Below are 22234 nucleotides of genomic sequence, written 5' to 3' on the forward strand. Positions count from 1 at the left end.
AGGAGACCATTGAGCACCCAGTCACCATTGCGTTTGGGTCGCATCGTCACCGCATAGTCACTGCGTGGTGTCTCCTCGACCGGTTTCTTGCCATCCGGGTCGATATACCCCAGCATCCGATTGAAGATCGCACGAATATCGCTCACCCGCACGGTCGGCGCATAGGCGACGAGGCGTTTTTCCACATCCGCCCGCTGCTCGGCACTGACCCAGTCGGGGAGGGCGGCCAGGCAGTCATCTATGGTCTTCGCCTGCCCTGCCGACAACGCTCCCGTGTGCAGGGCTTCGGAGACTTCAGGACACAAGGGTTTCAGTGCCTGCCCGGCCAGATCCACCCGCCCACCAAGGTTCTTGGCCATCTCGGCCCGCCGGTGGGCTTCTGTCCGGGTGAGGTTGAGCCGGTCCTGGATGAGAGACTTCGTGTCCTTCGCCCCCGTCTCCGCCGGTGTCCCCACCCGGTCATAGACCGACAGGGCGAGGATCGACAGGGCTTCCGAGACTCGGGAGAGGGCTTCGGCACCGTCGACGAGGAGGAGTGCCTCGTCGGGGCCCATGGGTTTGTCAAAGGACCGCAGTTGGGCATCGAGGTGCATGAGGGTGGTGATGCCGGTGGTGACTTCCGGGGCGAACGCAGTCAGGTCGGCCCACGCGGTGCCGGTGAAGAGGGGGTGCCTGCTCACCCAGGCGGGCACGTCGGTGTCCCCGTCCAACGCCGCAGCCGCCGCAGCGATCTCAGCGATCTCGGCCTCAACAGAGTCTTGTTCCTCACCCGAGGGTGTGGATGGGTCGCCGGCGGCATCAGTGGTGTGGGGGCTGGCTGAATCGTGTGCGGCACCGTGGACACGACCGGTGACATCGTCACTGTCAAGAGGCTGGTCACTGTTCTCGCTGGCGCCCGTATGGAGCGAACCGGCGGGACCGGGCTGGTTCGCATCATCGCCGTCGAGGTCATCGTCGCCGAGGGTGTCGAAGTAGGTGCTCTCCGGCTCGAGTTCGGGATCCTCTGCGGGTGGGGTCGGGGTGAGGCCGGCGAGGGTGTCGGCGAGGGGGTTTCCGGTGAGGTCGATGCCGGCGTTGGTGAGCTGATCGAACAGGGATTCGGTATCCGGGGTGTCACCCGAGGATGGGGAGGATTCCGGTGAAGACGACCCGGCCGTGTGCGCACCTGCGGCGTCGTTGCCGGGGGTGGGGTGTTTGCGGTTCGGGGTGAGTGTCATGGTGTCCAGGGGTCCATTCGCCATTGTCCATGTCTTGTGACCTATTATACACCGTTTCGGTGTGTGTCAAGGTGTTTCTTTGGTTTTTGTTCGACTATTTTCCTGGTGTTCTAGGTTTTTCGATTCCTAGAGCAAGTTGTGTTGTCTACGTGCCGATGCGTATCCCGACATCGGTGTCAGCAGGGGTTCGTGTGTGTTCCGGGGTGGGTCGATGCTACAGGTCGGCACAGACACGACCACACAACAGACACGTCCGCACGAGAGACGTCTGCCAGGCTCGCGACAGCAGTACGCGCCGACCGTTGACGACGGCGGATTCGGGCAATGAATGCTGGACGAGCAAGCGCCGCTGGTCGAACGATGACGGCTGGTCGAACAATGCCCGCTGGTCAGATAATGACCGGCGATCGAACAATGGCCGATGATCGAGCCACTAACCCAGCGCTCGGCAATCGAGCCGCGAACTCAGCGCTTGGCAATCGAGGCGCAGACTCAGTCAGCGTTCGGCAGACGAGCCGCGGCCCTCACTCTCGGCGAGCTGTCGGAGGTAGTCGTTGTAGGCGTCCAGCTCCTTGTCGCCGTGCATCGCAACCTCACGGTCACGGATCTTGTTGTTCTTCGACTCCTGACGGAACCACGTGATGAGGATGATGAGGAGAATGATGACGGCGGGACCCTCGCCGTACGCCCACGCAATCCCACCGGCGAGTTTCTGATCTTCCATGGGGTCGATCCCCCACCTCGGCGGGAGTTGGGCGAACCGATCGACCAAGGGCAGCGCCGCCATCATGACGATGACACCGAAGAACGCGTGCAGACCCGCTTCCATGAAGGAGTGGAAGATGCGGACGACGTGCGATTCGGGGACGGGAAGCGGGTCGGCAGGGATGAGCGTTGCGTTGAAGACGATTCCAGTGAAGAGGAAGACGAGTTCGAGCGCGATGTGGACGCCGATGCCCTGGTTGAAGACCCAGCTCGCGGCGTCGGAGAGATAGAGGCCGTAGAAGAGGGCGAGGAACAGCGGGATCGAGAACAGCGGGTGGACGATGATCTTGCCCGGCCACGATCGCAGGCCGAAGATGGCCGTTCTCAGGATCATCCGGCCCGGCAGATTCCGCGGTGTCGAGCGCAGCAGGAGCGTTCCGGGAGCGCCGAGGAGGAGCAACGGTGGCACGGCCATCATGAGGGTCATCTGCTGGAACATGAAGACCGAGAACATGACCTGGCCGTAGCCCTCGATCGCCAGTCCCATGGTCGCGGCGAGGAGCAGGCAACCGAGGAGGAAGAGGATCCCCCGCCATGCCGGCCACGGGCGCTTCTGGACGGCGAGACGGATCCATCCGATGACGTAGGCGAGAGCGACGAGCCCCGCGATGACGGGTATGACGGGTATCGGCTGCAGGTCGAAGCCGAGAAATGCTTTCAGGGACGGCGTTGCGGTCGGAATCCACGCCAGGTCAGTCATGTTGCGTACGGCACCTATCTCACACGGGTCTCGCTGTCTCAGCGAGTAGGTCTGACGACTAGGTTACTCCCCTGTCAGAGCCAGCGAGTGAACTGCCGACTCGTGAGCAGGTTATCCACAGATTCAACTGCATCTGTTCTCAATCCATGAGTTCTCGCATAATGTGGGACACCCTGGCGCCTGGCCATCAGAGGTGCCGTCGGCACGAACCGCAGTGTCAGCATCACGGACCACAGAGGCGTGGAATGAGAACCGGAATCGCTACACCAGCTCGTCGAACCACCATCCGTCGCCGTCTCCGCACGGCTGCCGCAATCGCGGCTGTGGCCGCCGTCGGCGCGGTCATCTCAGGGTGCGAGGACAACTCCCCCGTTGCAGCACCGACGTCGACTCTTCCCGCGGCAGATCCCTCGGCTGGAGCGTCGACGCCGACCGTCCCCGAGTACACCACCGACCTCGACCTCACCGACGACGAGAAGAAGGCGGTCGACGGGGCGCTGGTGGCGTTTGAGGGATACATCGAGACGATTAACCAGGTCTTTTCGTCTGGGGGAAAAGATTTGGACGGAGCCGATCAATTTGCTCGTGATGGTTCGCTGGAGTCGCTCCAGACTGAAGCTGAGTCAATGAGCACCAACAATCAGTACATGGCAGGCAAGTACGGTGCCTACGACGTCCGCATCGAAAGCGTTGAGGAGACTGAGGATGAGGCTCCTTACACGCAGGTAAGCATTCTGTTCTGCACGAAAGATTCCGAATGGAAAGTCGTGGACCAGGGCGAAGAGCTCCCTTCATCCGCGCCTAAAGGCTTTACAATGCAACACGTTGCTGATAACAGAGACGGTGCGTGGAAAGTCGCCAATCAGTACCTTCGGAGCAAAGAGTGCGACTAAAGAATTGGCTAAGCGGTCCGGCAGCCATCCTGTTGATAGTGATGATGGTGGCTGGCTTTCAAACTGCCGTTTTAGCATCCGGTCCTGACTGCGGATCGATGATTGGTCGCGATTGTGGCGTGGTGCAACCCCCTACTCCCCCAGGTCCGCCCGGTGGAGGCGGAGGCGGCGGTGACGGAGGAGGCTCCGGTGGAGGTGGCGGCTCCGGCGGCGGAGGCGGATCCGGTGGAGGCGGAGGCGGCGGCTCCGGCGATGGTGACGGTGACGGGCGCCCGGACTGCGTCTACGAAGAGCTCGGCTATATCTGCGCTGACCTGCCCGGAGGCGGTGGCGGAGGGGGCGGAGGAGGTCCGGCGCGACCGGCACCGCCCACGGAGATCCCCGAATCGCAGTTCCAGACATTCGACATCCCTGCGCCGACCATTCACGCCTGGCCCAAGGACTGGGCGGTCATCGGCAAACCCGCCGCCTTCTGGACGAACGCCGACGTCAGCTACATCGACATGACTCTCCTCACCTACGCCGTGCAGGTGAAGGTGACTCCGGAGAAGTACAGTTGGAACTTCGGCGACGGCACCGGCGCGACGACCACAACCAAGGGCTCGAAACCGCAGCCCGGCGACAAGCCGGAGATCGGCCACGACTTCCAAGAGGTCGGACCGACCACCGTCGAGATGACGACGACGTTCACCGGCGAATTCTCCGTCGACGGCGGACCTTGGATCCCCATCGACGGCTACGCCTATGTCGCCAGCAACGAGCTGACCATCGACGTCTATCGGTTCCACCGCTACCTCGTCGACGAGGACTGCAACGCGAATCCGAATGGTCCCGACTGCAATTGACTCGACTGCAGCTGAACTGACCGCAATTGACCTGCAGCGCAAATCAGTTCGTGCTGAGCCGCGCACCCAGCACCCGCAGAACTCCCCCTACCCGAAACCCGCAGTACGCCACGCGCCCGAAACCGCAGAACGACTGAAGTGGAATCGTCCCCGACCCTTCCACGACACCTGCTGAATCGCCGCCCGTTCCCCCGCGCCACCTCCCTCAGTCCACACCTGCCGAATCGTCGCCAATTCACACAGGAAAACCTCAAGGCTCCCTGAGAGACTATCGCCATGGTTTGCCGACTCACCGAGTTGCTCGTCGACTCACACTGGCGCGTTGTCATCATCGGCGCAGGTCAGGCCGGTCTCTCGGCCGCGCACTACCTCTGGCGCGATGGTTTGAAACCTGGTCGGGACTTCATCGTCCTCGACGCCAGCGACGGCCCCGGCGGTGCCTGGCGGCAGCGCTGGGAATCCCTGACGCTCGGATCGACGAATCACATCGCCGACCTCCCCGGCTTCCCCCTCGGCGCCCCCGACCCATCCGTGCCCGCATCCGAGATCGTCACCGACTACTACTCCCGCTTCGAGAAGGAACTCGAACTCTGCGTCGTCCGTCCCGCCGAGGTGGCCCATGTGACCTCGGACGACACCGGTACCGGACCGCTCAAGCTCACCGTCATGCTCGACGGCGAACGCCTCCACCTCACAAGCGACTACCTCATCAACGCGACGGGCACGTGGACCCACCCCTACGTCCCCTACGTACCCGGGATCGCCGAATTCGAGGGCAAACAGCTCCACACCGCCCAGTTCCGCGAGGTCGAGGACTTCCGCGGCCTGCGCACGCTCGTCGTCGGCGGCGGCATCTCCGCCACCCAGTTCCTCCTCGAACTCGCCACCGTCACCGACACCCTGTGGGCCACCCGCCGTCCACCGAACTTCACCGCCCGCGAATTCGACGGCAACTGGGGACTCGAGGTCGAACGCGCCGTGCGCTCCCGCACCCTCGCCGGACTCCCCCCGGCCAGCGTCGTCCGCACCACCGGGTTGCCGCTGCGCCGCGAATTCCTCGACGGCGTCGAATCCGGAGTCCTCGTCTCCCGTGGCATGTTCGATGAGATCCTCCCCCACGGCGTGCACTTCCCGGCCCGGCCCGCCGAGGAGGCAGTGACCTCCGAGGGCCTCGGCCCCTCCCACAGCGACCGACTCGCCCTCCCCCAGTCATGGCAGCCGTTCCCCGAAGAGCGCATCGAAGAGGTCGACGTCATCTTCTGGAACACCGGATTCCGCGCCGCCCTCAACCACCTCGCACCCCTCCACCTGCGCACCCGCGAGGGCGGCATCGCAATGGACACCGAGGTGGCCGTCCGGGACGATCACCGCATCTTCCTCGTCGGCTACGGTTCCGCGAGCTCGACGATCGGCGCGACCCGCGCCGGTCGCATCGCCGCCCGCGAACTCCTCAAACGCCTCGAGACCACCGCTGACAGCGGCTCGGCCGGCCAGAGTCCCGCACCATCCACTGCGACTGCGACTGCGGACGGTCGAACAGCGGAAGCACCTGCCGACACCGCTGAGACGTCCAGTCATGAGAACCTCAGCGCTCAGGCACCCGGCACCGAGGCAGCCGACAGTGACGCGGCGTCCGCCGACCCCGACGAGTCCGTTCCCGCCGTCGCGCTCGACGCCGTACCGCAGGCTCAGCGCCGGGCTGGAGCGACCGTCAGTTCAGCCCCGGCGGCGGAGTGAGATTCTCGTCGGCCAGACGCACCGTCGGCAGCATCGTCGCGAAGACGTCAGCGGTAGCCTGATCCTCGCTCTTGACGACCATCTCCAGGGTCACCTTGAATTGTCGACCCTTCACCTGCACACCGGCTGCCACCCCGTAGATCAGTGACTCCGAGGACTCGATCGACCGCATGTCATCGGGGCCGAGAGTGCCGGTGAACGTCCAGTACTCTCCCCCGGTCACCTGCCCGGTCTCCTCCGACGACATCTGGGATCCTGCCGAGTCGAACGTCGCATCCTGCGCGGACTTCACGACGTCGGCCGGTGTGATGTCGTCGTCCTCATAGCAGTTGACCGTCATGAGCGCGCCGGGCCCGCGCTCGAACAGGCGGTACCCGTCATATCCCGTCGAGTCGCTCCACTCGTCATCCATCGCAATCGCGATGGGCACCGGACACGACTGCCCCACGTCGATGGCCTGCTCCGTCATCCCCGGCGGAATCGCCCCGACACCGGACTCCGAGGTCGGCGTCGACGTCGACCCATCGCCGACGCCCACCTTCACGGGCGCGGAATCACCCTCGTTCGTGCTCACCCGCATCGCCGAGCAGCCGCTGAGAACCACGGTCAGCGCGAGAAGGCCGGTGGTCAGGGATCGCAGGGTCATCGTCAGGCCTTCCGTCAGAGTCACCACCATCCTACCGGCGGGCGCCGTCTGCAGCCTCGCCTCAGATGCCTCCGGCGGGCGTCGTCTGCAACCTCGCCTCAGGCGCCTCCGCCGGGCGCCGACTGCAGCCTCGCCTCAGACGCCGATGCAGAAGACGGCACCGTTCATTTCAGGCCCGGCGGCGGCGTGACCGGATTCCCCGCGAAGCGCACGGTCGGCAGCATCAGCGCGTAGACGGCGGCCGCCTCGGCGTCGTCCTTCTTCGCTGCCATCTCAACGCTGACCCTGTAGAGCCGTCCCTCATCCCGCAGCCCCGCCACCGCACCGTAGAACACCGACTCCGTGCCGCCGATCGAACGCACCGACGAGGCGCCCAGCTCTCCCTGGACGGACCAGTAGACTCCGCCCGGCATCTCGCCGACCTTCTCGGTGACGACGCGGGAGCCCGGGTCGGTGAGGATCACATTCATGGCCTCGTCGGTGACGGACTCCGGGCCATCGCCGCCCCAGGCATAGCAGTTGACGCTGATGAGGCGCTCCTCCCCGTTCGCGTAGACCTGATAGCCGCTCACTCCCCCGGCGTCGATCCATCGGGGGTCGGCGGCGAATTCGATGGCGATCGGGCACTCGTCTCCGAGAGCGGCCTCAACGTCCTGCCACCCTTCCGGAATCGCGTCGGCGTTCCCCGTCTCCGGTGAGCCGTCACTGACTCCGACGGCCACCGGCCCGGAATCCTGCTCAGACGTGCTCACCCTCAGAGCAGAGCACCCAGAGGTGAGCAGACAGGCAATCAGCATCCCGCCGAGCAGCCGCCGAGGGGTCATCGTCACGCCTTCCGTCGCAGTCAGCAACATCGTACGGCACGGGCCGCGGCCGGACCCTGGCGTGAATCCCAACCGGGGCATAGCCTTGAGGACATGGCTGATCTCCCCCTCCTCGACGATTCCGACATCGACCGCGTCCTCTGCATCGTCGCCCACCCCGATGACATGGAGTACGGCGCCTCAGCGGCGGTGGCGAAGTGGACCGGCCAGGGGAAGACCGTCGCCTACCTTCTGCTCACCCGCGGTGAGGCGGGCATCCGCTCGATGCCGCCGGACCAGGTCGCTCCGCTCCGCGCGGAGGAGCAGGCGCGGGCGTGCCGCATCGTCGGCGTCGACGACCTCGAGATCCTCGAGTTCCCCGACGGCATGCTCGACGTCAGCCAGGAGCTGCGGCGCGCGATCGCGAAGAAGCTGCGCGAGTTCAGGCCGGACGCCGTCATGGTGACGAACTGGAATCTCGAGACGGCGTGGGGCCTCAACCACGTCGATCATCGGGCGGCCGGCATCGCGACGGTCGATGCGATCCGGGACGCAGACAATCCGTGGCTGTTCACCGACCTCGCCGATTCCGGTCTGGAGGCGTGGAAGGCGAGTCGCCTGCTCGTCACCGGCCCCGACTCACCGACGGATGCGATCGAACTGAGCGCCGCGGATGTCGCCAAGGGCGTGGAATCGCTCGAAGCGCACACGGTCTACCTCGAAGCGCTCGGGGATCATCCCGAGCCGAAGGACATGATCACCGACATCTGCGCGAACACCGGCGCACAGGCAGGCGTCGAATACGCCCTGCCTGTGCGCGTGTACGAGATGTGAGGATCAGGCGCCGAGGGACGCCATCGCCGCATCGTAGTCGGGTTCGGTGGTGATCTCGTCGACGAGCTGCGTGTAGATCACCGTTCCCGTGTCATCGAGGACGACGACCGCGCGGGCGAGCAGTCCGGCCAGCGGGCCGTCGACCATCGTCACGCCGTACTCCTTGCCGAAGGCGCTGCGGAACGCCGAGGCGGTGACGACATCGTCAATGCTCTCCGCACCGCAGAAGCGGGCCTGCGCGAACGGCAGATCGTTCGACACGCACACGACGGTCGTGTTCTCGAGGCTCGCGGCGAGTTCGTTGAACCGGCGCACCGAGGCGGCGCACACTCCCGTGTCGACGCTCGGGAAGATGTTGAGCACGACCCGGGAGTCGGCGAATTCCGAGGAGTTGACCTCGCCGAGGTCGTTGCCGACGAGCGTGTAGGCCGGGGCCTGCGTGCCGATGGCCGGGAGGTCTCCGGAGGTGTGGACGGGGTTGCCTTCGAGTGCTGTGGTCGCCATGCTTCGATCGCTCCTTGACGGACGGTGAATGGGTCGTTCCTCACTCTACGGCAATCGTCGTCGGCCTCAACCGACCGTCCAGCGCCGAGGCGAACCACCTCCTCGGCGGGCCGCCTCAGTGGGCGGACGGCTTCGAGGCGAAGCGCTTCTCAACGATGATGAGGATGATGACGACGATCGCCCCGGCGACCGCGAGGAGCACCGGGCCGAGCACGGGGTCGTAGGGGGCGAGCAGGCCACCGGCACCGTGCGGTTCGCCGTCGGAGCCCACCTCGGCGGCGGACTGCCACGGCCACAGAGCGCGGAGGGATCCGAGCATGAGTCCGGCCATGATGAGCAGCGTCCACCAGCGGTGATTGTGGAGGAAGTAGCGGAGGATGTTGACGAAGACGGCGAGGCCGACGACGGCGCCGAGGCCGAAGACGGCGATGTAGACGAGGTCGCGTTCGTCGACGGCCCGCAGAGTCGTCGTGTACATGCCGACGGCGAGAAGGAAGAACGAGCCGGAGACACCGGGCACGACGAGCGCGCAGATCGCAACCGAGGCGACGAGGAAGACGGCGATGAGCGGGGGGTTCTCCACCTCGGCGCCGCCGGCCAGCCCGGTCATCCAGAACGCCAGCGCGGCCGCGGCGATGAACGCGAGGATGCCGAGCGCGATGGGTTCGCGCCGCGTCCGGGGCGGCAGCATGAGCAGGGGCACGAGGATGCTCGCGGCGACGAGTCCGAAGAACAGTCCGCGGGCGAGTTCGGGATTGTCGGTGACGAATCCGGCCATGAGTCCGGCGATGCTGAAGACCGCGGTGGCCATGCCGAGGAGGACGGGGATGATGAGGAACCAGTCGGTGCGCTTGAGCTCCGCGAGAGCCCCGGACAGCCGATCAGGACCGGTGACGAGCGTCTTCGCGGCCTTGACGACGTGTGCGGCGGAGTCGATGAGCTGGTCGTAGACACCGGTGACGAGGGCCACCGTGCCGCCGGAGACGCCAGGGACGAGCTCGGCGGAGCCGATGAGGAAACCGCGCACGAGGTCGAGGGGAATCCACGCCTTCGAGCGGCGCGGCGCGTCAGTGGGCGTGCTGGTGTGATTGGGGGCAGGAGAAGTCAAGGGTCGCTTTCGTCCGACGACAGGGCATGGGATTCGCCTCTATCGTCTCACAGCGGTCTGCGCCCTCCCTGATCGCGCAGGTGAGCGGCCCGTCCCGATCAGTCGCCGACGGCCCCGTCGATGCTCTCTCGGAGGAGGTCGGCGTGCCCGAGGTGTCGGGCGTACTCCTCGATCATGTGGATGAGCACCCACCGCACGTTCTGCACGCTGCCGTGGGAGCGGCGGCGCAGCGGTGTGCCGAGATCGGCGATGCCGGCGAGCACCTCCCGTGAGCTCTCGACCGCGCGTTCGTGGAGGTCGAGCAGCTCCTCGGGCGAATCGTCAGCGGCGCTCTCGAAATCCCAGTCGCGGTCACTGCGCCAATCGATCGCCGCGAACGGTTCGGGCAGCGCCTCCCCCGCCGTGCGATCGAGGAACCACGTGTACTCGACGAGGCTGAGATGCTTGAGGAGGCCGCCGAGCGTGAGACTCGAGGCGCCGACGGTGCGCCGCAGCTCCTCCGCGCTCAGCCCGGCGACCTTCCGGCGCAGCACCTGCCGTTGGTAGTCGAGGAATTCGACGAGACCCTCACGCTCGTCAGGCTGGTCACGGGGTTCGTCCAGCGGCAGGTTCATCGGAGCTCCTCACTCTCTGCCTTGCGACTCTCTGCCTTGCGGCGACCGATGTCGAAGACGTAGCCCTCGGGGTCGGTCAGCGTCGTCCATTCGATGCCGTATTCGTCGAACGAGGCGACCTTCGTCGCTCCCAGCGCCACGGCGCGATCGACATCGGCAGGATAGTCGGGGTCGTCGAGGTCGATGTGGAGAGGATTCTTCGCCACGACGCGACCTGAGCTCTCCGCGCCGGCACTCCGAGCATCGGCCCGGTCATCGACCTTGAGGAAGAGCATGCCCGGGGTCGGCGATGCCCCGTCATGGATTCCGCCGATGCTCGCAACGAACTCATTGGCGCCCTCATCGATCTCGGCGTGGAGCAGCTCCGCCCAGAACAGCGACTGGGTTTCGACGTCAGTGCAGTCGAAGGTGATGCTCAGGGAGTTCAGCGAGGCCATGACACGTGGTCCTTCCGTATATGGTCGAGCAGTCGATGACGGGTTCCACCCTATGCCGCGGCACTGACGCGGCCGCCGCTGACCGAGATCCGCTGTCATGTGACGTCTCAGCCGGCCGCGAGGTGCGGGCTCAGGCGCGCGGCTGGCGTGCGAGCTGACGGGACTGGGCGACGAGGCGACCGGCTGAGTCCCACAGCTCACAGTCCTCTTCGAACATGCCGCCGGCGATGTTGCGGGTCTGCACCTTCACGCCGATCCAGCCCGGTGCCGGGTTCGCCCGCACGTGGGCGGTGAGCTCCATCGTCGGCGCCCAGTTGAAGCGCCCGAGGTCGAACATCACCGGCGGGAAGGCGTCGAGGAAGGCGAGCAGCGCCAGCGGATCGGGATCGGCGCCGTCGGCGAGCCTGATCCATCCCTGGAGGAGACCGCGCCCGCTCGGGCGGCCCGCGGCGAATCCTGCGGTGGCGGGGTCGAGACGCATGTCGTAGCGGAAGACGACGGGTGCGGAGTCGAGGAACTCCTGCGGTCCCTCGGCCATCGGAATGCAGTCGTCGGGGTCGGGAAGCTCCGGTGGCTGGGCTGAGGTGCCGACGTCGTCGGGAAGCGCGCCGAGGCTGCCGAACGTCGCGAGCGCCGTGATCCTCGGCTGCCCCTCCTGACTGAGATCGGCGCCCAGCGTCGCACTCGAGCGCCCGGTGCGGATGGTCCGCACCGCCGCCTCGGCAGGCCCGGAATCACTGGGACCGAGATAGTACGCGGAGATGACGAGCGGATCCGGCGTGGCGGGAACGGTCTGCGCCATCGCTCGACCGATGACGCCGAGGAGGTAGCCCCCGTTGACGGCGCCGCCGACCTTCCAGCTGCCGTCGAGGTCGGCGGAGAAGCGGGCGTCGCCGCGCGGAGTCACTGCGGTCGCACGGGCGAACTCGCTCTGGGTCTCATCGGTCATGTGACCCACGTTACCAATTACTGATCGGTAGACAAGTCATCGTGAGCGACGACTTCGGCGTTCGTTGCCGCGGCGATAGTTCCCTGTCGCGCGCGCGAGCAGCTGCTGGTCGACGGCATCGCTGCGACCGAGCTTGGGAATGAGTGCGGCGGCCTGCCGACCGCCGAGCTCCATGACGGTGCGGCCGCCGCGCCCGATGACGATGACTCCGGACTTCGTGATCCGGTAGTCGAAGGGATCGCCGTCGATGCTCACTGTCGCTCCCCTCCCTGCCGTGACGGACTACCGTTGTTGCCATGAGCATATCCCTCGAACCGATCGTTCCCGCAGGCCGCGATCGCGCCGCACTCATCGAGTTCTTCTCGACGAACGCCTTTCCCTACCACGCGCGGGCGGGAGTGCGGTCGGTCGGTGAGGCCGCCGAGTTCGTCGACTCCGGTGGCTTCCTCGGCGAGGACGGCGTCGCACTGTGGGTCGTCGACGCCGAGCTGGGTCGGATCGGCCTCGTGCGCATCGACGACCTCGGTGCTGACACACCGGAATTCGACCTGCGCTTGGCGGCGGATCACCGCGGCAGGGGCCTGGGCGAAGCGATCCTCAGGGCAGTGACGGACCATCTGTTCACGACCACCTCGGCGCTGCGCTTCGAAGGGATGACAAGGGCGGACAACGTCGCGATGCGGAAGGTATTCGTCCGGGCGGGGTGGACGAAGGAGGCTCACCACCGGCGGGCCTGGACCGTCGAGGGCGGCGACCGGCTCGATGCCGTCGCGTATGCGATTCTGCGCGAGGAATGGGAGACCGGCGTGAGGATTCCGGTCGCCTGGGACGACCAACCGGACTGAGCACAGAGTGCGTGACTGAGCACAGGAATCGGGACTGCGTGCACAGATTCGGACAGCGCACAGAGTTCAGGGACAGCGAAGCGCCCCTGGTGATGTCCACCAGGGGCGCTTCTGCTGCACTCACACGATCACTCAGTGATCACAGAGTCTCAGTTCTTCTTGACCCGACGCATCGTCAGCACCACAGCGGCTCCGCCGACGAGGAGCAGGCCTGCACCGGCAGCGAGACCGGTGAGCTCAGCACCGGTGCGGGGCAGATCGCCGCCGCCGTCACCGCCGTCCTTGCCACCATCGTCGCTGCCACCGCCGCCGTTGCCCTGGTCATCGGAGACGACCGTGAACGAACCGGTCAGGGGCGACTCGTCGTCGGTGTCGTTGGCACCGGTGACGGACACGTCGTACTTGCCGCGGTAGACCGAGGGGTCGGAGGCGCTCGTGCCGTAGATCGAGAATCCGGCGACGCCGTCGGCGTTCGCAGTCTCGGTCAGCTCGATGCCCTCGACGTTGTCGGGACCGGCGACGACCTTGAGCGTGACCGTCTCACCCTCGTCGAAGTCCTTGACGGTGATCTTCACGCCCTTGTCCTCCTGGACGAAGTCCGTGTCGACGATCTCCTGCGGGGTGATCGAGATCGCGCGCTCAGCCGGAGCCTCGCCGCCGTCCTTCGAATCATCCGAATCGGCGTTAGCGTCCTTCGCGTCGGCTGCGGCATTGGCACCCGCATCCTTCGCGTCGGCACCCGAGTCCGCGTTGGCGTCCTTGGCATCAGCACCGGCATCGGCTTCTGCACCGGCGTCAGCCTCAGCATCGTCACCATTGGCCGCAGCGTTCGCGTCATCAGCGGCCTCGACGGTCACCGTGAACTCCGTGACCTCGGATTCCTGACCGTCGACGACGGCCTGGGCGGTGTAGTCGTAGGCACCGACAGCTTCGGGGCCTTCGATGGTGAAGTTTCCGTCGGCGTCGGCCGTGACGGTCTCCGAACCGGTCGGAGCGGCCTGAGCTGTGGCACCCGCCGTCTGCTTCGGAGCGGACTGCGCACCGGCCTTCGGCGCCCAGGTGATCTTCACGTCAGCGTTCGGAGCAGCCTGACCGGTCACCTGACCGTTGGGCTTGATCGTCTGGTCGCCGGCCTTCGGCGCTTCCGGCTGTTCCGGGTTGCCGTCGTCAGAAGCGTCAGCCTCGGCACCGTCAGCACCCGCATCAGCGTTGGCACCGGTCGAAGCATCCGCCTCGGCACCGTCAGCACCCGCATCAGCGTTGGCACCGGTCGAGGCATCAGCCTCGGCACCGTCAGCACCCGCATCAGCGTTGGCACCGGTCGAAGCGTCCGCCTCGGCACCGTCGGCACCCGCATCAGCGTTCGCACCGGTCGAAGCGTCCGCCTCGGCACCAGCGGTGGTGTCAGCGTTCGCGTCGTCGCCGCCACCGTCGTCCGGCGGGGTCAGGTTGAAGCTCTGGCCGGACTGCTCGAGGGAGTAGTCGAGGTCGGCAACCCAGCTGAGGTCAACTTCTTCGCCGTTCTCGTCGTCGGTCGGACCGCCACCGGAGATGACACCGACAGCAGTGTCCCCCTGGAACACTCCGCCGCCCGAATCGCCGGGACCCGAGAAGGGATCGTCCGTTTCAGCCTTGACGCCGAACCCATGGACGAAGCGTCCGCTGACGTTGAGGAACTGGTACTGCTCGTTGAATTCGGTCCACACGTCGCCTTCAGTCAGCCCAGTGGTGCGGCCCGACTTCTGGATCTTGCCATCGGTGTGAGGACCGACTTTGGTGATGTTGGTGGCCAGGCTTGCCGACAGGTCGTTGGTGCTCGCGGTCGTCCAGTCGGTCGCACCGTTCTTGACGTTGTACTTCGCGGGATCAACATTGATGACGGCGAAGTCGATGTCATCGGGCTGCGGCTGCTGTGAGTCGCTCGTGACCAGCTCTCCGCCGAACTTGTTGTAGCCCCAGTTTCCGACAATCCCGTTTCCGGAGCGGACGAAGCCTTCGCCGCCATTGGCCTGTGAAGCGGAAGGCAGTTCTGTTTCATCAATGACAGTGTCGCCCTGGAACTCACCGGTGTTCTTATCGATGACTTTGGCGCAGTGGCCTGCAGTCAGAACGACCGGCTTACCGCTGTCATCCCATCCGGAGAACCCGGTGGAGCAGACTGAGGCACCTCCTCCGGCCTGCATCAGGTAACCAGCGCCTCCGACGAGGTCGTTCGCAGCGTAGGCCTTGAACTGGCTGACACCGTATTCGACGTCGACATTCTCGTACTTGTCAGCGAGCTTCTCCAGTTCTTCGGTCTTCTTCTCCGCGCCGATATTGAGCGTGCCATTGCTTTCGCCATAGGCGTTGACGCCTGCGACATCGGCCAGAGCTTTCTGAACCTGAACGTCACTCTGCACGTCCAGCTTCTGCGGGCCGGTGGCCATCGCAGGGGACGCGAAGAACGCACTGCCGAGGCCGAGGGCCGCAGCGGCGGTCATTGCGAGCGAGCTCTGCACGAGCTTCTTCTGCATACTTTCCGTCTCTCTTCTTCGGGGAGTTACCAATGTCACAAAGTGATGACCTTAGTCACAAACAGGTTACGGGTCGCATCCAAGGACCACCAAGAAATGGCGTCTGTTCCTGTGAACTAAATGAACGAAACAGAAGACTGCTCGAACGAGACCGAGCAACCGAATTGTCTTCGTTCCTGTTCAGACCGCTGCTGAGTCGTGAGAACCCCACCAGAACGCCGCTCGGCCCCGGTGCGGCAACCTCTCGACTCATCGGGCGCGTGCCGCAGTGCAGCATCACGAAACGGAAAACAAGGGCGCCCCCGGTGTCTCCACCGAGGGCGCCCTGTCAACTCTGCTCACACCGCGACCGAACAGAGTCGGTCACTGTGCGAGGCTCAGCGCATTCAGTTCTTCTTGACCCGACGCATCGTCAGCACCACAGCGGCACCGCCGACGAGGAGCAGGCCTGCACCGGCAGCGAGACCGGTGAGCTCAGCACCGGTGCGGGGCAGGTCGCCGCCGCCGTCACCGCCGTCCTTGCCACCATCGTCGCTGCCACCGCCGCCGTTGCCCTGGTCATCGGAGACGACCGTGAACGACCCGGTCAGGGGCGACTCGTCGTCGGTGTCGTTGGCACCGGTGACGGACACGTCGTACTTGCCGCGGTAGACCGAGGGGTCGGAAGCGCTCGTGCCGTAGATCGAGAATCCGGCGACGCCGTCGGCGTTCGCAGTCTCGGTCAGCTCGATGCCCTCGACGTTGTCGGGACCGGCGACGACCTTGAGCGTGACGGTCTCACCCTCGTCGAAGCCCTTGACGGTGATCTTCACGCCCTTGTCCTTCTGGACGAAGTCCGTGTCGACGATCTCCTGCGGGGTGATCGAGATCGCGCGCTCAGCCGGAGCCTCGCCGCCGTCCTTCGAATCATCCGAGTCGGCGTTGGCATCCTTCGCGTCGGCTGCGGCATTGGCACCCGCATCCTTCGTGTCAGCACCCGAGTCCGCGTTGGCGTCCTTGGCATCAGCACCGGCATCGGCTTCTGCCCCGGCGTCAGCCTCAGCATCGTCACCATTGGCCGCAGCGTTCGCGTCGGCGGAATCAGCGCCGGCGTCAGCGTTCGCGGCTGCGCCGTCGCCCGAATCGGTTTCCTCTACTGTCACGGTGAATGGCGCAGGAGCGGATTCCCTGCCGTCGACGACCGCCACAGCTTCGTAGTCGTAGATGCCTGCAGGTTCCGGTCCTTCGATTGTGAAGCTGCCATCACCTTCAACAGGTACCTCAACATCGTCGCCGGTGGGCAGACCGGAGTTCGCATCTGCAGGACTCCAGGAGATCTTGACGGTGGAGTTCGGCTCTGCCTGTCCGACGACTTGTCCCTTGGGCTTGATCGTCTGGTCGCTGACGACCGGAGAAGACGGAGTCGCATTCGGATCTTCGAAAGTGATGGTTTCGCCGGCAGCCTCGAGAGCGTAGTCGAGATCAGCCACCCAGCTCTCCTCAACCAGAGTGCCATCCGGTCGCTCTACTTCTGCGCCACCTGAAATGACCCCGACTGCAGTGTCGCCCTGAAACACGCCTCCGCCGGAGTCACCGGAGGAAGAGAAAGGTGTTGCCGCGGGCGCTTCGACGGCAAATCCGTGAACCCAACGGTTCCCGATATTCGCGAACTCGAACGGGCTCAAATCTCTGGACACAACGGTTCCAGATGTCAGACCGGTCGTGCGTCCGGATTTCTCAATCGAGCCCTCAGTGTGCGAGCCCACCTTGGTGATCGGCTTTGTTGACAGTGAGAGATCGTCGCTTCCAGCCGTGGTCCAGTCGGTGATTTCGGGCTTGACCTTGTAGTTCGCAGTGTCGACTTTGATGATGGCGAAGTCGGTGTCGCCCTCGTTGCCGCTCGAATCGCCGGGTTCGACCGGCGTACCGAACTTCTTGAAACTCCATTCGCCGAGTGGTCCCGTACCGTTGGCGCCGAATCCTTCGCCGCCTGCCGCGCCCGAGCTGCTCGGAAGCTCAATATCAATCGGAGTGGTCCAACCGTCGTTTCCACCGAAGTTCGGATCCTCGACATCGTCGATCAGGCGTTCTGCGCAATGACCAGCAGTCAGAATGACGGGCGCGCCAGACGAGTCCCAGCCCGAGAATCCGGTCGAGCAGGCACTGACTATAGCGCTGGGGTCTTCTTCCTCACCGAGAATGTATCCCATCCCGCCGACTGCATCGTTCTTCGCATAGGGTTGCTTGGCACTGACTCCCGGGATCACTTCGATCGTGTCGGCACCATATTTCTTCTTCAGATCTTCGATCTGTTGGGAATCTGCAGCCTCGCGGCTCTCCACACCCAGCGAAAGTGTCTTAGTCGATGGGTCAAATCCAAACGCGTTGACATCGTCAAGGTTCTTCGCCACTTCCTCCGCCTTCTGTGAGGTCAGGGGCTGCGGTTCCGCGCCTCCTGCCATCGCGGGGGATGCCAACAACGTGCTGCCGAGGCCGAGGGCCGCTGCTGCGGTCAAAGCGAGCGAGCTCTGTAGGAGCTTCTTCTGCATACTTTCCGTCTCTCTTCTCAGGGGAAGCTGCGAATGTCTCTTTGGGGAGTTGCCAATGTCACAAATTGATGACCTTGGTCACAGATAGGCTACGGCCCGCTTCCATGGAGTACCAAGATTTGGGGCTTGTTTCTGCGAACTAAATGAACGAAACACAGGGCGCCCCCGATGTCTCCACCGAGGGCGCCCTGTCAACTGTGCTCACACCGCAACTGAACAGAGTCAGTCACTGTGCGCAGCTCAGCGCATTCAGTTCTTCTTCGCGCGACGCATCGTCAGCACCACCGCGGCGCCACCGACGAGGAGCAGGCCTGCACCGGCAGCGAGACCGGTGAGCTCAGCACCGGTGCGGGGCAGATCGCCGCCGCCGTCACCGCCGTCCTTGCCGTCGTCGCTTCCGCCGCCGTTACCCTTCTCATCGGCAACGACCTTGAACGACCCGGTCAGAGCCGACTCGTCCTCGGTGTCATTGGCACCGGTGACGGACACGTCGTACTGGCCGACGTAGACCGAGGGGTCGGAGGCGCTCGTCCCGTAGATCGAGAAGGCGGCGACGCCATCGGCGTTGGCCGTCTCGTCGAGTTCGATGCCCTTGACGTTCTCCGGTCCGGAAACGAGCTTGAGCGACACCTTCTCGCCCTCGTCGAAGCCCTTGACGGTGATCTGCACGGCCTTGTCCTGCTGGACGAAGTCCGAGGCAGCGATCTCCTTCGGGTCGACCGTGATTCCTCGCTCCACCGGAGCCGGGGTCTCGGTCTTCTCCTCCTCGACGGTTACCGTGAAGGTCGCGGCTTCCGACTCCTGACCGTCGACGACAGCCGTCGCGGTGTAGTCGTAGTCGCCGGCGGCCTCGGGGCCTTCGAGGACGAAGTTGCCATCGGCGTCGGCCTTGACCGTCTCCGAGCCCTCCGTCGCGGCCTGTGCACTGTTCGTGCCGGCATCGGCGGCCGGCTTCCAGTCGACCTTGACCTCGGCATTCGCCGCAGCCTTGCCCTTGACGCCACCGTTGGGCTTGATCGTCTGATCCTCGACCACGGGAGCGGCCGGGGCCTCGGGGGTCTCCGTGCCCGGCTTCTCGATGTTGAACGACTGGCCGGACTGCTCGAGCGAGTAGTCGAGGTCAGCGACCCAGCCGAACTGCGTTCCGTCGCCGGCGGGTCCGCCGCCGGAGATGACGCCGACAGCGGTGTCGCCCTGGAAGACGGCTCCACCGGAGTCGCCCGGCTGCGAGAACGGCTTGTCGGCCGGCGAGGTCACGCCGAAGCCGTGCACCCAGTATCCGCCGACATTCGTGAAGTCGTAGTCGTACTGCTCGCGCGGGATGACCTCGCCCTCGGTCAGACCGGTGGTGCGTCCGGACTTCTGGATCTTGCCCTCGGTGTGGGCACCGACCTTCGCGATATTCGTCGCGAGGCTCGAGGACAGGTCCTCGGTGTTCGCGGTGGTCCAGTCGGTCACACCGTTCTTGACGTTGTACTTCGACTCGTCGACGTTGATGACGGCGAAGTCGATGTCGCTGTCCTTCGGGAGCGGCGGATTCGGGTCCGCCGGGTCAAGGAGGTCACCGCTGCCGTAGCTCGTGAAGCCCCACTTGCCTGCGATGCCGAGGCCCGACGGATCGAAGCCCTCGCCGCCGTTGGCCGTCGCGGTGCTCGGACGCTCGGTCTGGTCGACGGTCGAGTCACCGCTGATCTCACCGGTCTCGGCGTTGTAGTCCTTCGCGCAGTGACCGGCAGTGAGGACGACGGGCTTGCCCGCGTCGTCCCAGCCGGAAAATCCGGTCGAGCAGACTCCGCCGCCGGCCGGGGCCTGCACGAGGTACCCGGCACCGCCGACGAGGTCGTTCTTCGCGTACGGCTCAAGCTCCTTGACGCCTTCGGTGATCTTGATGTTCGAGTACTTCTTCTCGAGATCCTTGATCTCCGGCGTCTTCTTCTCGACGCCGAGGCTGAGCTTGCCGTCGCGCTCACCGTAGGCATTGACGCCTTCGATGTCGGACAGCGCCTTCTGGATCTGGGTGTCGCTCTGCACGTCGAGCTTCTGCGGGGCGGCGGTGGCCATCGCAGGCGACGCGAAGAAGGCGCTGCCGAGACCGAGCGCTGCGGCGGCGGTCAGGGCGAGCGAACTCTGCACGAGTTTCTTCTGCATACTCTTGGATTCCCTTGGTCGGATTGTCTGGTGCGGTTGTCGGCCGTACTCGCGGTCTCGCTCGCTCAGCAGTCATCTGCGCTGTCACGAACAGGTCACGAAAACGTCTCTCAACCGTGTGCCAGGTTACGGATCGGCAACGGTGGGAAGCAACAAGGTTGCGTGTTGCCGGTGAACAAAACGAACAAAACATGGATTCGCCCGCTTCGTCGGCGATGAGGATCGACCTCTCGGGCCTCCCCGTTATGATCGGTGCATGACGACCCTCAGCGTGCACCGACTGTCCCCCGGCCTCAGGCGCGTCCTCGGCGCGGTCGCCCTTGCGGCGGCACTGCCTCTTGCCGCGTGCAGCACAGGCTCTCCTGCCGAATCGCCCACGAGTTCGGCACCCAGCGAGACGAGCTCTCCGACCGAGACCGCCACCGCGGAACTCGATCCCACCGGCAGATGGTCCTCGCCCGAAGCCGGCGATCCGTTCCTCGAGTTCGCCGACGACGGTACGCTGGCCGGCTCCGACGGCTGCAACAGAATCCAGACATCGTGGACGCTCGACGGCGACACCGTCGTGATCGAATCGTTCACGAGCACTCAGAGGGCCTGTGCAGGCGTCGACTCGTGGCTGTCGAAGGCCTCGACGGCGACGATCGAAGGCGATGTCATGACGGTCAAGGACGGGCAGGGATCTGTCATCGGCGGATTGGAGAAGGATCAGTGACTCTCGACGGACAGTGGTCGGCGGGCGGGGATTCGAAGGCGTTCCTCGCACTCGCAGCCGACGGGACTCTCAACGGCAGCGACGGGGCCAATCGCATCGCGACGACGTGGGAACCCGATGGCGACAGTGCAGCGGTGATCGCCCCGTTCCTCACCACCCAGATGGCCGCGCCGGGGATGAAGATGTGGCTCGGGCGTGTGCGCCGGGTCGAGGTCGACGGTGATGTCCTCGCGGTCTTCGACCAGAGCGGGACCCGCCTCGGCGAGCTGATCCGCGACAACGGCGGGGAGAAGTAGATGGCCGGCGGCCTCTTCGCCCTCCTCGACGACGTGGCAGCACTCGTCAAACTCTCGGCGGCCAGCCTCGACGACGTCGCCGCGGGCGCTTCGCGTGCCGGCGCCAAGACCGTCGGCGTCGTCGTCGACGATGCCGCTGTCACCCCGAAGTTCGTCGAGGGCGTCGATCCCAAGCGCGAACTGCCGATCATCAAGCGCATCGCGATCGGCTCGCTGTTCAACAAGATCGTCATCATCCTGCCGATCATCCTCCTGCTCAGTCAGTTCCTGCCGTGGCTTCTCACTCCCCTCCTCATGGTCGGCGGCACGTACCTGTGCTTCGAGGGCGCCGAGAAGATCTTCGAGAAGCTCGGCTGGGTCGAGGCGCACGACGACAAGGAGGAGGCCGCCGGGCAGGCTCCTGAGGATGAGGCCGGTCGTGAGAAGAAGATCGTGCGCTCGGCGATCACCACGGACTTCGTGCTCAGCTGCGAGATCATGGTCATCGCCCTCAACGAGGTGGCCCAGGAGCCGCTGCTGTCGCGGGCGATCATCCTCGTCGTCGTCGCGCTCGCGATCACCGTCGGCGTCTACGGCGTCGTCGCCCTCATCGTCAAGATGGATGACATCGGCCTCAACCTCGCCGGGCGGGAGAATCCGGGCACGCAGAAGTTCGGGCGCTTCCTCGTCCAGTCGATGCCGAAGCTCCTCGGCGGGCTCTCCGTCATCGGCACCCTGGCGATGCTCTGGGTCGGCGGCCACATCATCCTCGTCGGCACCGACGAACTCGGCTTCACCGCCATCTACGACTTCGTCCACAGCCTCGAGGCTCCTGCCGCCGAGGTGGCCGGCATCCTCGGCTGGCTCGTCAACACGTTCTTCTCGCTCATCCTCGGTGCGATCTGGGGCGCCATCGTCGCGGCGATCGCGATCGGCATCCAGAAGCTCGTGAAGAAGCCGAACCACGACAGTGCCAATCACACGGCCGCGACCGCCGCCCGGACTGCCGAGGCGCGGAGCGCGCAGGGAACTGTACCGGACACGTCGGACACCGACACACAAACCGGCAGCCGGCCCGACACCGACGGGACCAACGGCAACCAGCCCGACACCGACGGGCCTGACGGCGACGTGACCGACAAGCGGTAGGCGGCACCC

22 protein-coding genes are annotated in these 22234 nt (G+C 65.3%); 9 read left to right on the plus strand and 13 right to left on the minus strand.

The window, feature by feature from the left end; translation table 11 throughout:
* The coding region (locus ABD154_RS10275; protein ID WP_344251189.1) for a DUF222 domain-containing protein at window positions 1-710 on the minus strand (710 nt) is incomplete at its 3' end.
* 126 nt (window positions 711-836) lie between these two features.
* Between ABD154_RS10275 and ABD154_RS10280 the strand changes: the two genes are divergently transcribed.
* Complete coding sequence (locus ABD154_RS10280; RefSeq protein WP_344251190.1) at window positions 837-1142, plus strand: hypothetical protein; 306 nt, start codon at window positions 837-839, stop codon at window positions 1140-1142.
* Window positions 1143-1713: 571 nt separating this feature from the next.
* Here the strand turns inward: ABD154_RS10280 and ABD154_RS10285 are convergent.
* A complete protein-coding gene (locus tag ABD154_RS10285) occupies window positions 1714-2682 on the minus strand; it encodes a cytochrome c oxidase assembly protein (protein ID WP_198498510.1) in 969 nt (322 codons plus the stop codon).
* 323 nt (window positions 2683-3005) lie between these two features.
* Between ABD154_RS10285 and ABD154_RS10290 the strand changes: the two genes are divergently transcribed.
* The 3 genes from ABD154_RS10290 to ABD154_RS10300 all read left to right on the plus strand — a co-directional run bounded on the left by ABD154_RS10290 (window position 3006) and on the right by ABD154_RS10300 (window position 6157).
* Window positions 3006-3575 carry a hypothetical protein gene (locus ABD154_RS10290; RefSeq protein ID WP_198498509.1) on the plus strand — a complete coding sequence of 190 codons (570 nt, stop codon included), beginning with the start codon at window positions 3006-3008 and terminating at the stop codon, window positions 3573-3575.
* Window positions 3576-3694: 119 nt separating this feature from the next.
* Complete coding sequence (locus tag ABD154_RS10295) at window positions 3695-4420, plus strand: hypothetical protein (protein WP_198501041.1); 726 nt, start codon at window positions 3695-3697, stop codon at window positions 4418-4420.
* Between the two features lie 276 nt (window positions 4421-4696).
* Complete coding sequence (locus ABD154_RS10300) at window positions 4697-6157, plus strand: FAD-dependent oxidoreductase (protein WP_344251191.1); 1461 nt, start codon at window positions 4697-4699, stop codon at window positions 6155-6157.
* On the opposite strand, the gene ABD154_RS10305 is transcribed toward ABD154_RS10300, so the two are convergent.
* Both ABD154_RS10305 and ABD154_RS10310 read right to left on the minus strand, forming a co-directional pair.
* On the minus strand, window positions 6132-6827 hold the full coding sequence (locus tag ABD154_RS10305; protein ID WP_198498508.1) for a hypothetical protein: 696 nt from the start codon (window positions 6825-6827) through the stop codon (window positions 6132-6134). The two genes, ABD154_RS10300 and ABD154_RS10305, sit on opposite strands and share 26 nt — an antisense overlap.
* A 140-nt stretch (window positions 6828-6967) precedes the next feature.
* Window positions 6968-7555 (minus strand): hypothetical protein, encoded by a 588-nt coding sequence (locus ABD154_RS10310; RefSeq protein ID WP_232623560.1) that lies wholly within the window; start codon window positions 7553-7555, stop codon window positions 6968-6970.
* A gap of 165 nt (window positions 7556-7720) precedes the next feature.
* On the opposite strand from ABD154_RS10310, the gene ABD154_RS10315 reads away from it, so the two are divergent.
* Window positions 7721-8440, plus strand: coding sequence for a PIG-L deacetylase family protein (locus ABD154_RS10315; RefSeq protein ID WP_198498507.1), 720 nt, complete (start codon window positions 7721-7723; stop codon window positions 8438-8440).
* Between the two features lie 3 nt (window positions 8441-8443).
* Here ABD154_RS10315 and tpx read toward each other — a convergent pair whose 3' ends face one another.
* The 6 genes from tpx to ABD154_RS10345 form a co-directional block, all read right to left on the minus strand.
* Window positions 8444-8944 (minus strand): thiol peroxidase, encoded by a 501-nt coding sequence (tpx, locus tag ABD154_RS10320; protein WP_140955665.1) that lies wholly within the window; start codon window positions 8942-8944, stop codon window positions 8444-8446.
* Window positions 8945-9059: 115 nt separating this feature from the next.
* Window positions 9060-10052, minus strand: a complete 993-nt coding sequence (locus ABD154_RS10325) for a DUF368 domain-containing protein (RefSeq protein WP_198498506.1) — start codon at window positions 10050-10052, stop codon at window positions 9060-9062.
* A gap of 98 nt (window positions 10053-10150) precedes the next feature.
* Window positions 10151-10666: a DinB family protein gene (locus ABD154_RS10330; protein WP_198498505.1), complete on the minus strand. Its 516-nt coding sequence runs from the start codon at window positions 10664-10666 to the stop codon at window positions 10151-10153.
* The gene (locus ABD154_RS10335; protein WP_198498504.1) at window positions 10663-11103 is read right to left on the minus strand and encodes a VOC family protein; all 441 of its coding nucleotides are present in this window, start codon (window positions 11101-11103) and stop codon (window positions 10663-10665) included. Before ABD154_RS10335 ends, ABD154_RS10330 begins: the two co-directional genes overlap by 4 nt.
* Window positions 11104-11233: 130 nt before the next feature.
* The gene (locus ABD154_RS10340; protein ID WP_198498503.1) at window positions 11234-12052 is read right to left on the minus strand and encodes a thioesterase family protein; all 819 of its coding nucleotides are present in this window, start codon (window positions 12050-12052) and stop codon (window positions 11234-11236) included.
* Between the two features lie 36 nt (window positions 12053-12088).
* Complete coding sequence (locus tag ABD154_RS10345; protein ID WP_198498502.1) at window positions 12089-12307, minus strand: hypothetical protein; 219 nt, start codon at window positions 12305-12307, stop codon at window positions 12089-12091.
* 41 nt (window positions 12308-12348) lie between these two features.
* Between ABD154_RS10345 and ABD154_RS10350 the strand changes: the two genes are divergently transcribed.
* Complete coding sequence (locus ABD154_RS10350) at window positions 12349-12897, plus strand: GNAT family N-acetyltransferase (RefSeq protein ID WP_198498501.1); 549 nt, start codon at window positions 12349-12351, stop codon at window positions 12895-12897.
* A 149-nt stretch (window positions 12898-13046) separates the two neighbouring features.
* On the opposite strand, the gene ABD154_RS10355 is transcribed toward ABD154_RS10350, so the two are convergent.
* The 3 genes from ABD154_RS10355 to ABD154_RS10365 form a co-directional block, all read right to left on the minus strand.
* Window positions 13047-15410, minus strand: coding sequence for a S1 family peptidase (locus ABD154_RS10355; RefSeq protein WP_344251192.1), 2364 nt, complete (start codon window positions 15408-15410; stop codon window positions 13047-13049).
* A 386-nt stretch (window positions 15411-15796) separates the two neighbouring features.
* Window positions 15797-17938 carry an LPXTG cell wall anchor domain-containing protein gene (locus ABD154_RS10360; protein ID WP_198498500.1) on the minus strand — a complete coding sequence of 714 codons (2142 nt, stop codon included), beginning with the start codon at window positions 17936-17938 and terminating at the stop codon, window positions 15797-15799.
* Window positions 17939-18187: 249 nt separating this feature from the next.
* A complete protein-coding gene (locus ABD154_RS10365) occupies window positions 18188-20086 on the minus strand; it encodes a S1 family peptidase (protein ID WP_198498499.1) in 1899 nt (632 codons plus the stop codon).
* A 256-nt stretch (window positions 20087-20342) separates the two neighbouring features.
* Here ABD154_RS10365 and ABD154_RS10370 point away from each other — a divergent pair, with 256 nt between their 5' ends.
* Genes ABD154_RS10370 through ABD154_RS10380 form a run of 3 tightly spaced genes read left to right on the plus strand, consistent with a single transcriptional unit; the run spans window position 20343 to window position 22225 of the window.
* On the plus strand, window positions 20343-20801 hold the full coding sequence (locus ABD154_RS10370) for an META domain-containing protein (protein WP_198498498.1): 459 nt from the start codon (window positions 20343-20345) through the stop codon (window positions 20799-20801).
* On the plus strand, window positions 20798-21097 hold the full coding sequence (locus ABD154_RS10375; protein ID WP_198498497.1) for an META domain-containing protein: 300 nt from the start codon (window positions 20798-20800) through the stop codon (window positions 21095-21097). Before ABD154_RS10370 ends, ABD154_RS10375 begins: the two co-directional genes overlap by 4 nt.
* Window positions 21098-22225: a DUF808 domain-containing protein gene (locus ABD154_RS10380; protein ID WP_344251193.1), complete on the plus strand. Its 1128-nt coding sequence runs from the start codon at window positions 21098-21100 to the stop codon at window positions 22223-22225.
* Window positions 22226-22234 lie beyond the last annotated feature (9 nt).

Origin of the sequence: Brevibacterium sanguinis, assembly GCF_039528855.1 — a bacterium.
Classification (GTDB): domain Bacteria; phylum Actinomycetota; class Actinomycetes; order Actinomycetales; family Brevibacteriaceae; genus Brevibacterium; species Brevibacterium sanguinis.

Coding starts and splice junctions, on each gene's coding strand:
- ABD154_RS10300 (WP_344251191.1), top strand. CDS start 4,697: ATGGTTTGCCGACTCACCGAGTTGCTCGTCGACTCACACTGGCGCGTT.
- ABD154_RS10360 (WP_198498500.1), bottom strand. CDS start 17,938: ATGCAGAAGAAGCTCCTACAGAGCTCGCTCGCTTTGACCGCAGCAGCG.
- ABD154_RS10335 (WP_198498504.1), bottom strand. CDS start 11,103: ATGGCCTCGCTGAACTCCCTGAGCATCACCTTCGACTGCACTGACGTC.
- ABD154_RS10340 (WP_198498503.1), bottom strand. CDS start 12,052: ATGACCGATGAGACCCAGAGCGAGTTCGCCCGTGCGACCGCAGTGACT.
- ABD154_RS10365 (WP_198498499.1), bottom strand. CDS start 20,086: ATGCAGAAGAAACTCGTGCAGAGTTCGCTCGCCCTGACCGCCGCCGCA.
- ABD154_RS10315 (WP_198498507.1), top strand. CDS start 7,721: ATGGCTGATCTCCCCCTCCTCGACGATTCCGACATCGACCGCGTCCTC.
- ABD154_RS10380 (WP_344251193.1), top strand. CDS start 21,098: ATGGCCGGCGGCCTCTTCGCCCTCCTCGACGACGTGGCAGCACTCGTC.
- ABD154_RS10350 (WP_198498501.1), top strand. CDS start 12,349: ATGAGCATATCCCTCGAACCGATCGTTCCCGCAGGCCGCGATCGCGCC.
- ABD154_RS10370 (WP_198498498.1), top strand. CDS start 20,343: ATGACGACCCTCAGCGTGCACCGACTGTCCCCCGGCCTCAGGCGCGTC.
- ABD154_RS10355 (WP_344251192.1), bottom strand. CDS start 15,410: ATGCAGAAGAAGCTCGTGCAGAGCTCGCTCGCAATGACCGCCGCTGCG.
- ABD154_RS10285 (WP_198498510.1), bottom strand. CDS start 2,682: ATGACTGACCTGGCGTGGATTCCGACCGCAACGCCGTCCCTGAAAGCA.
- ABD154_RS10330 (WP_198498505.1), bottom strand. CDS start 10,666: ATGAACCTGCCGCTGGACGAACCCCGTGACCAGCCTGACGAGCGTGAG.
- tpx (WP_140955665.1), bottom strand. CDS start 8,944: ATGGCGACCACAGCACTCGAAGGCAACCCCGTCCACACCTCCGGAGAC.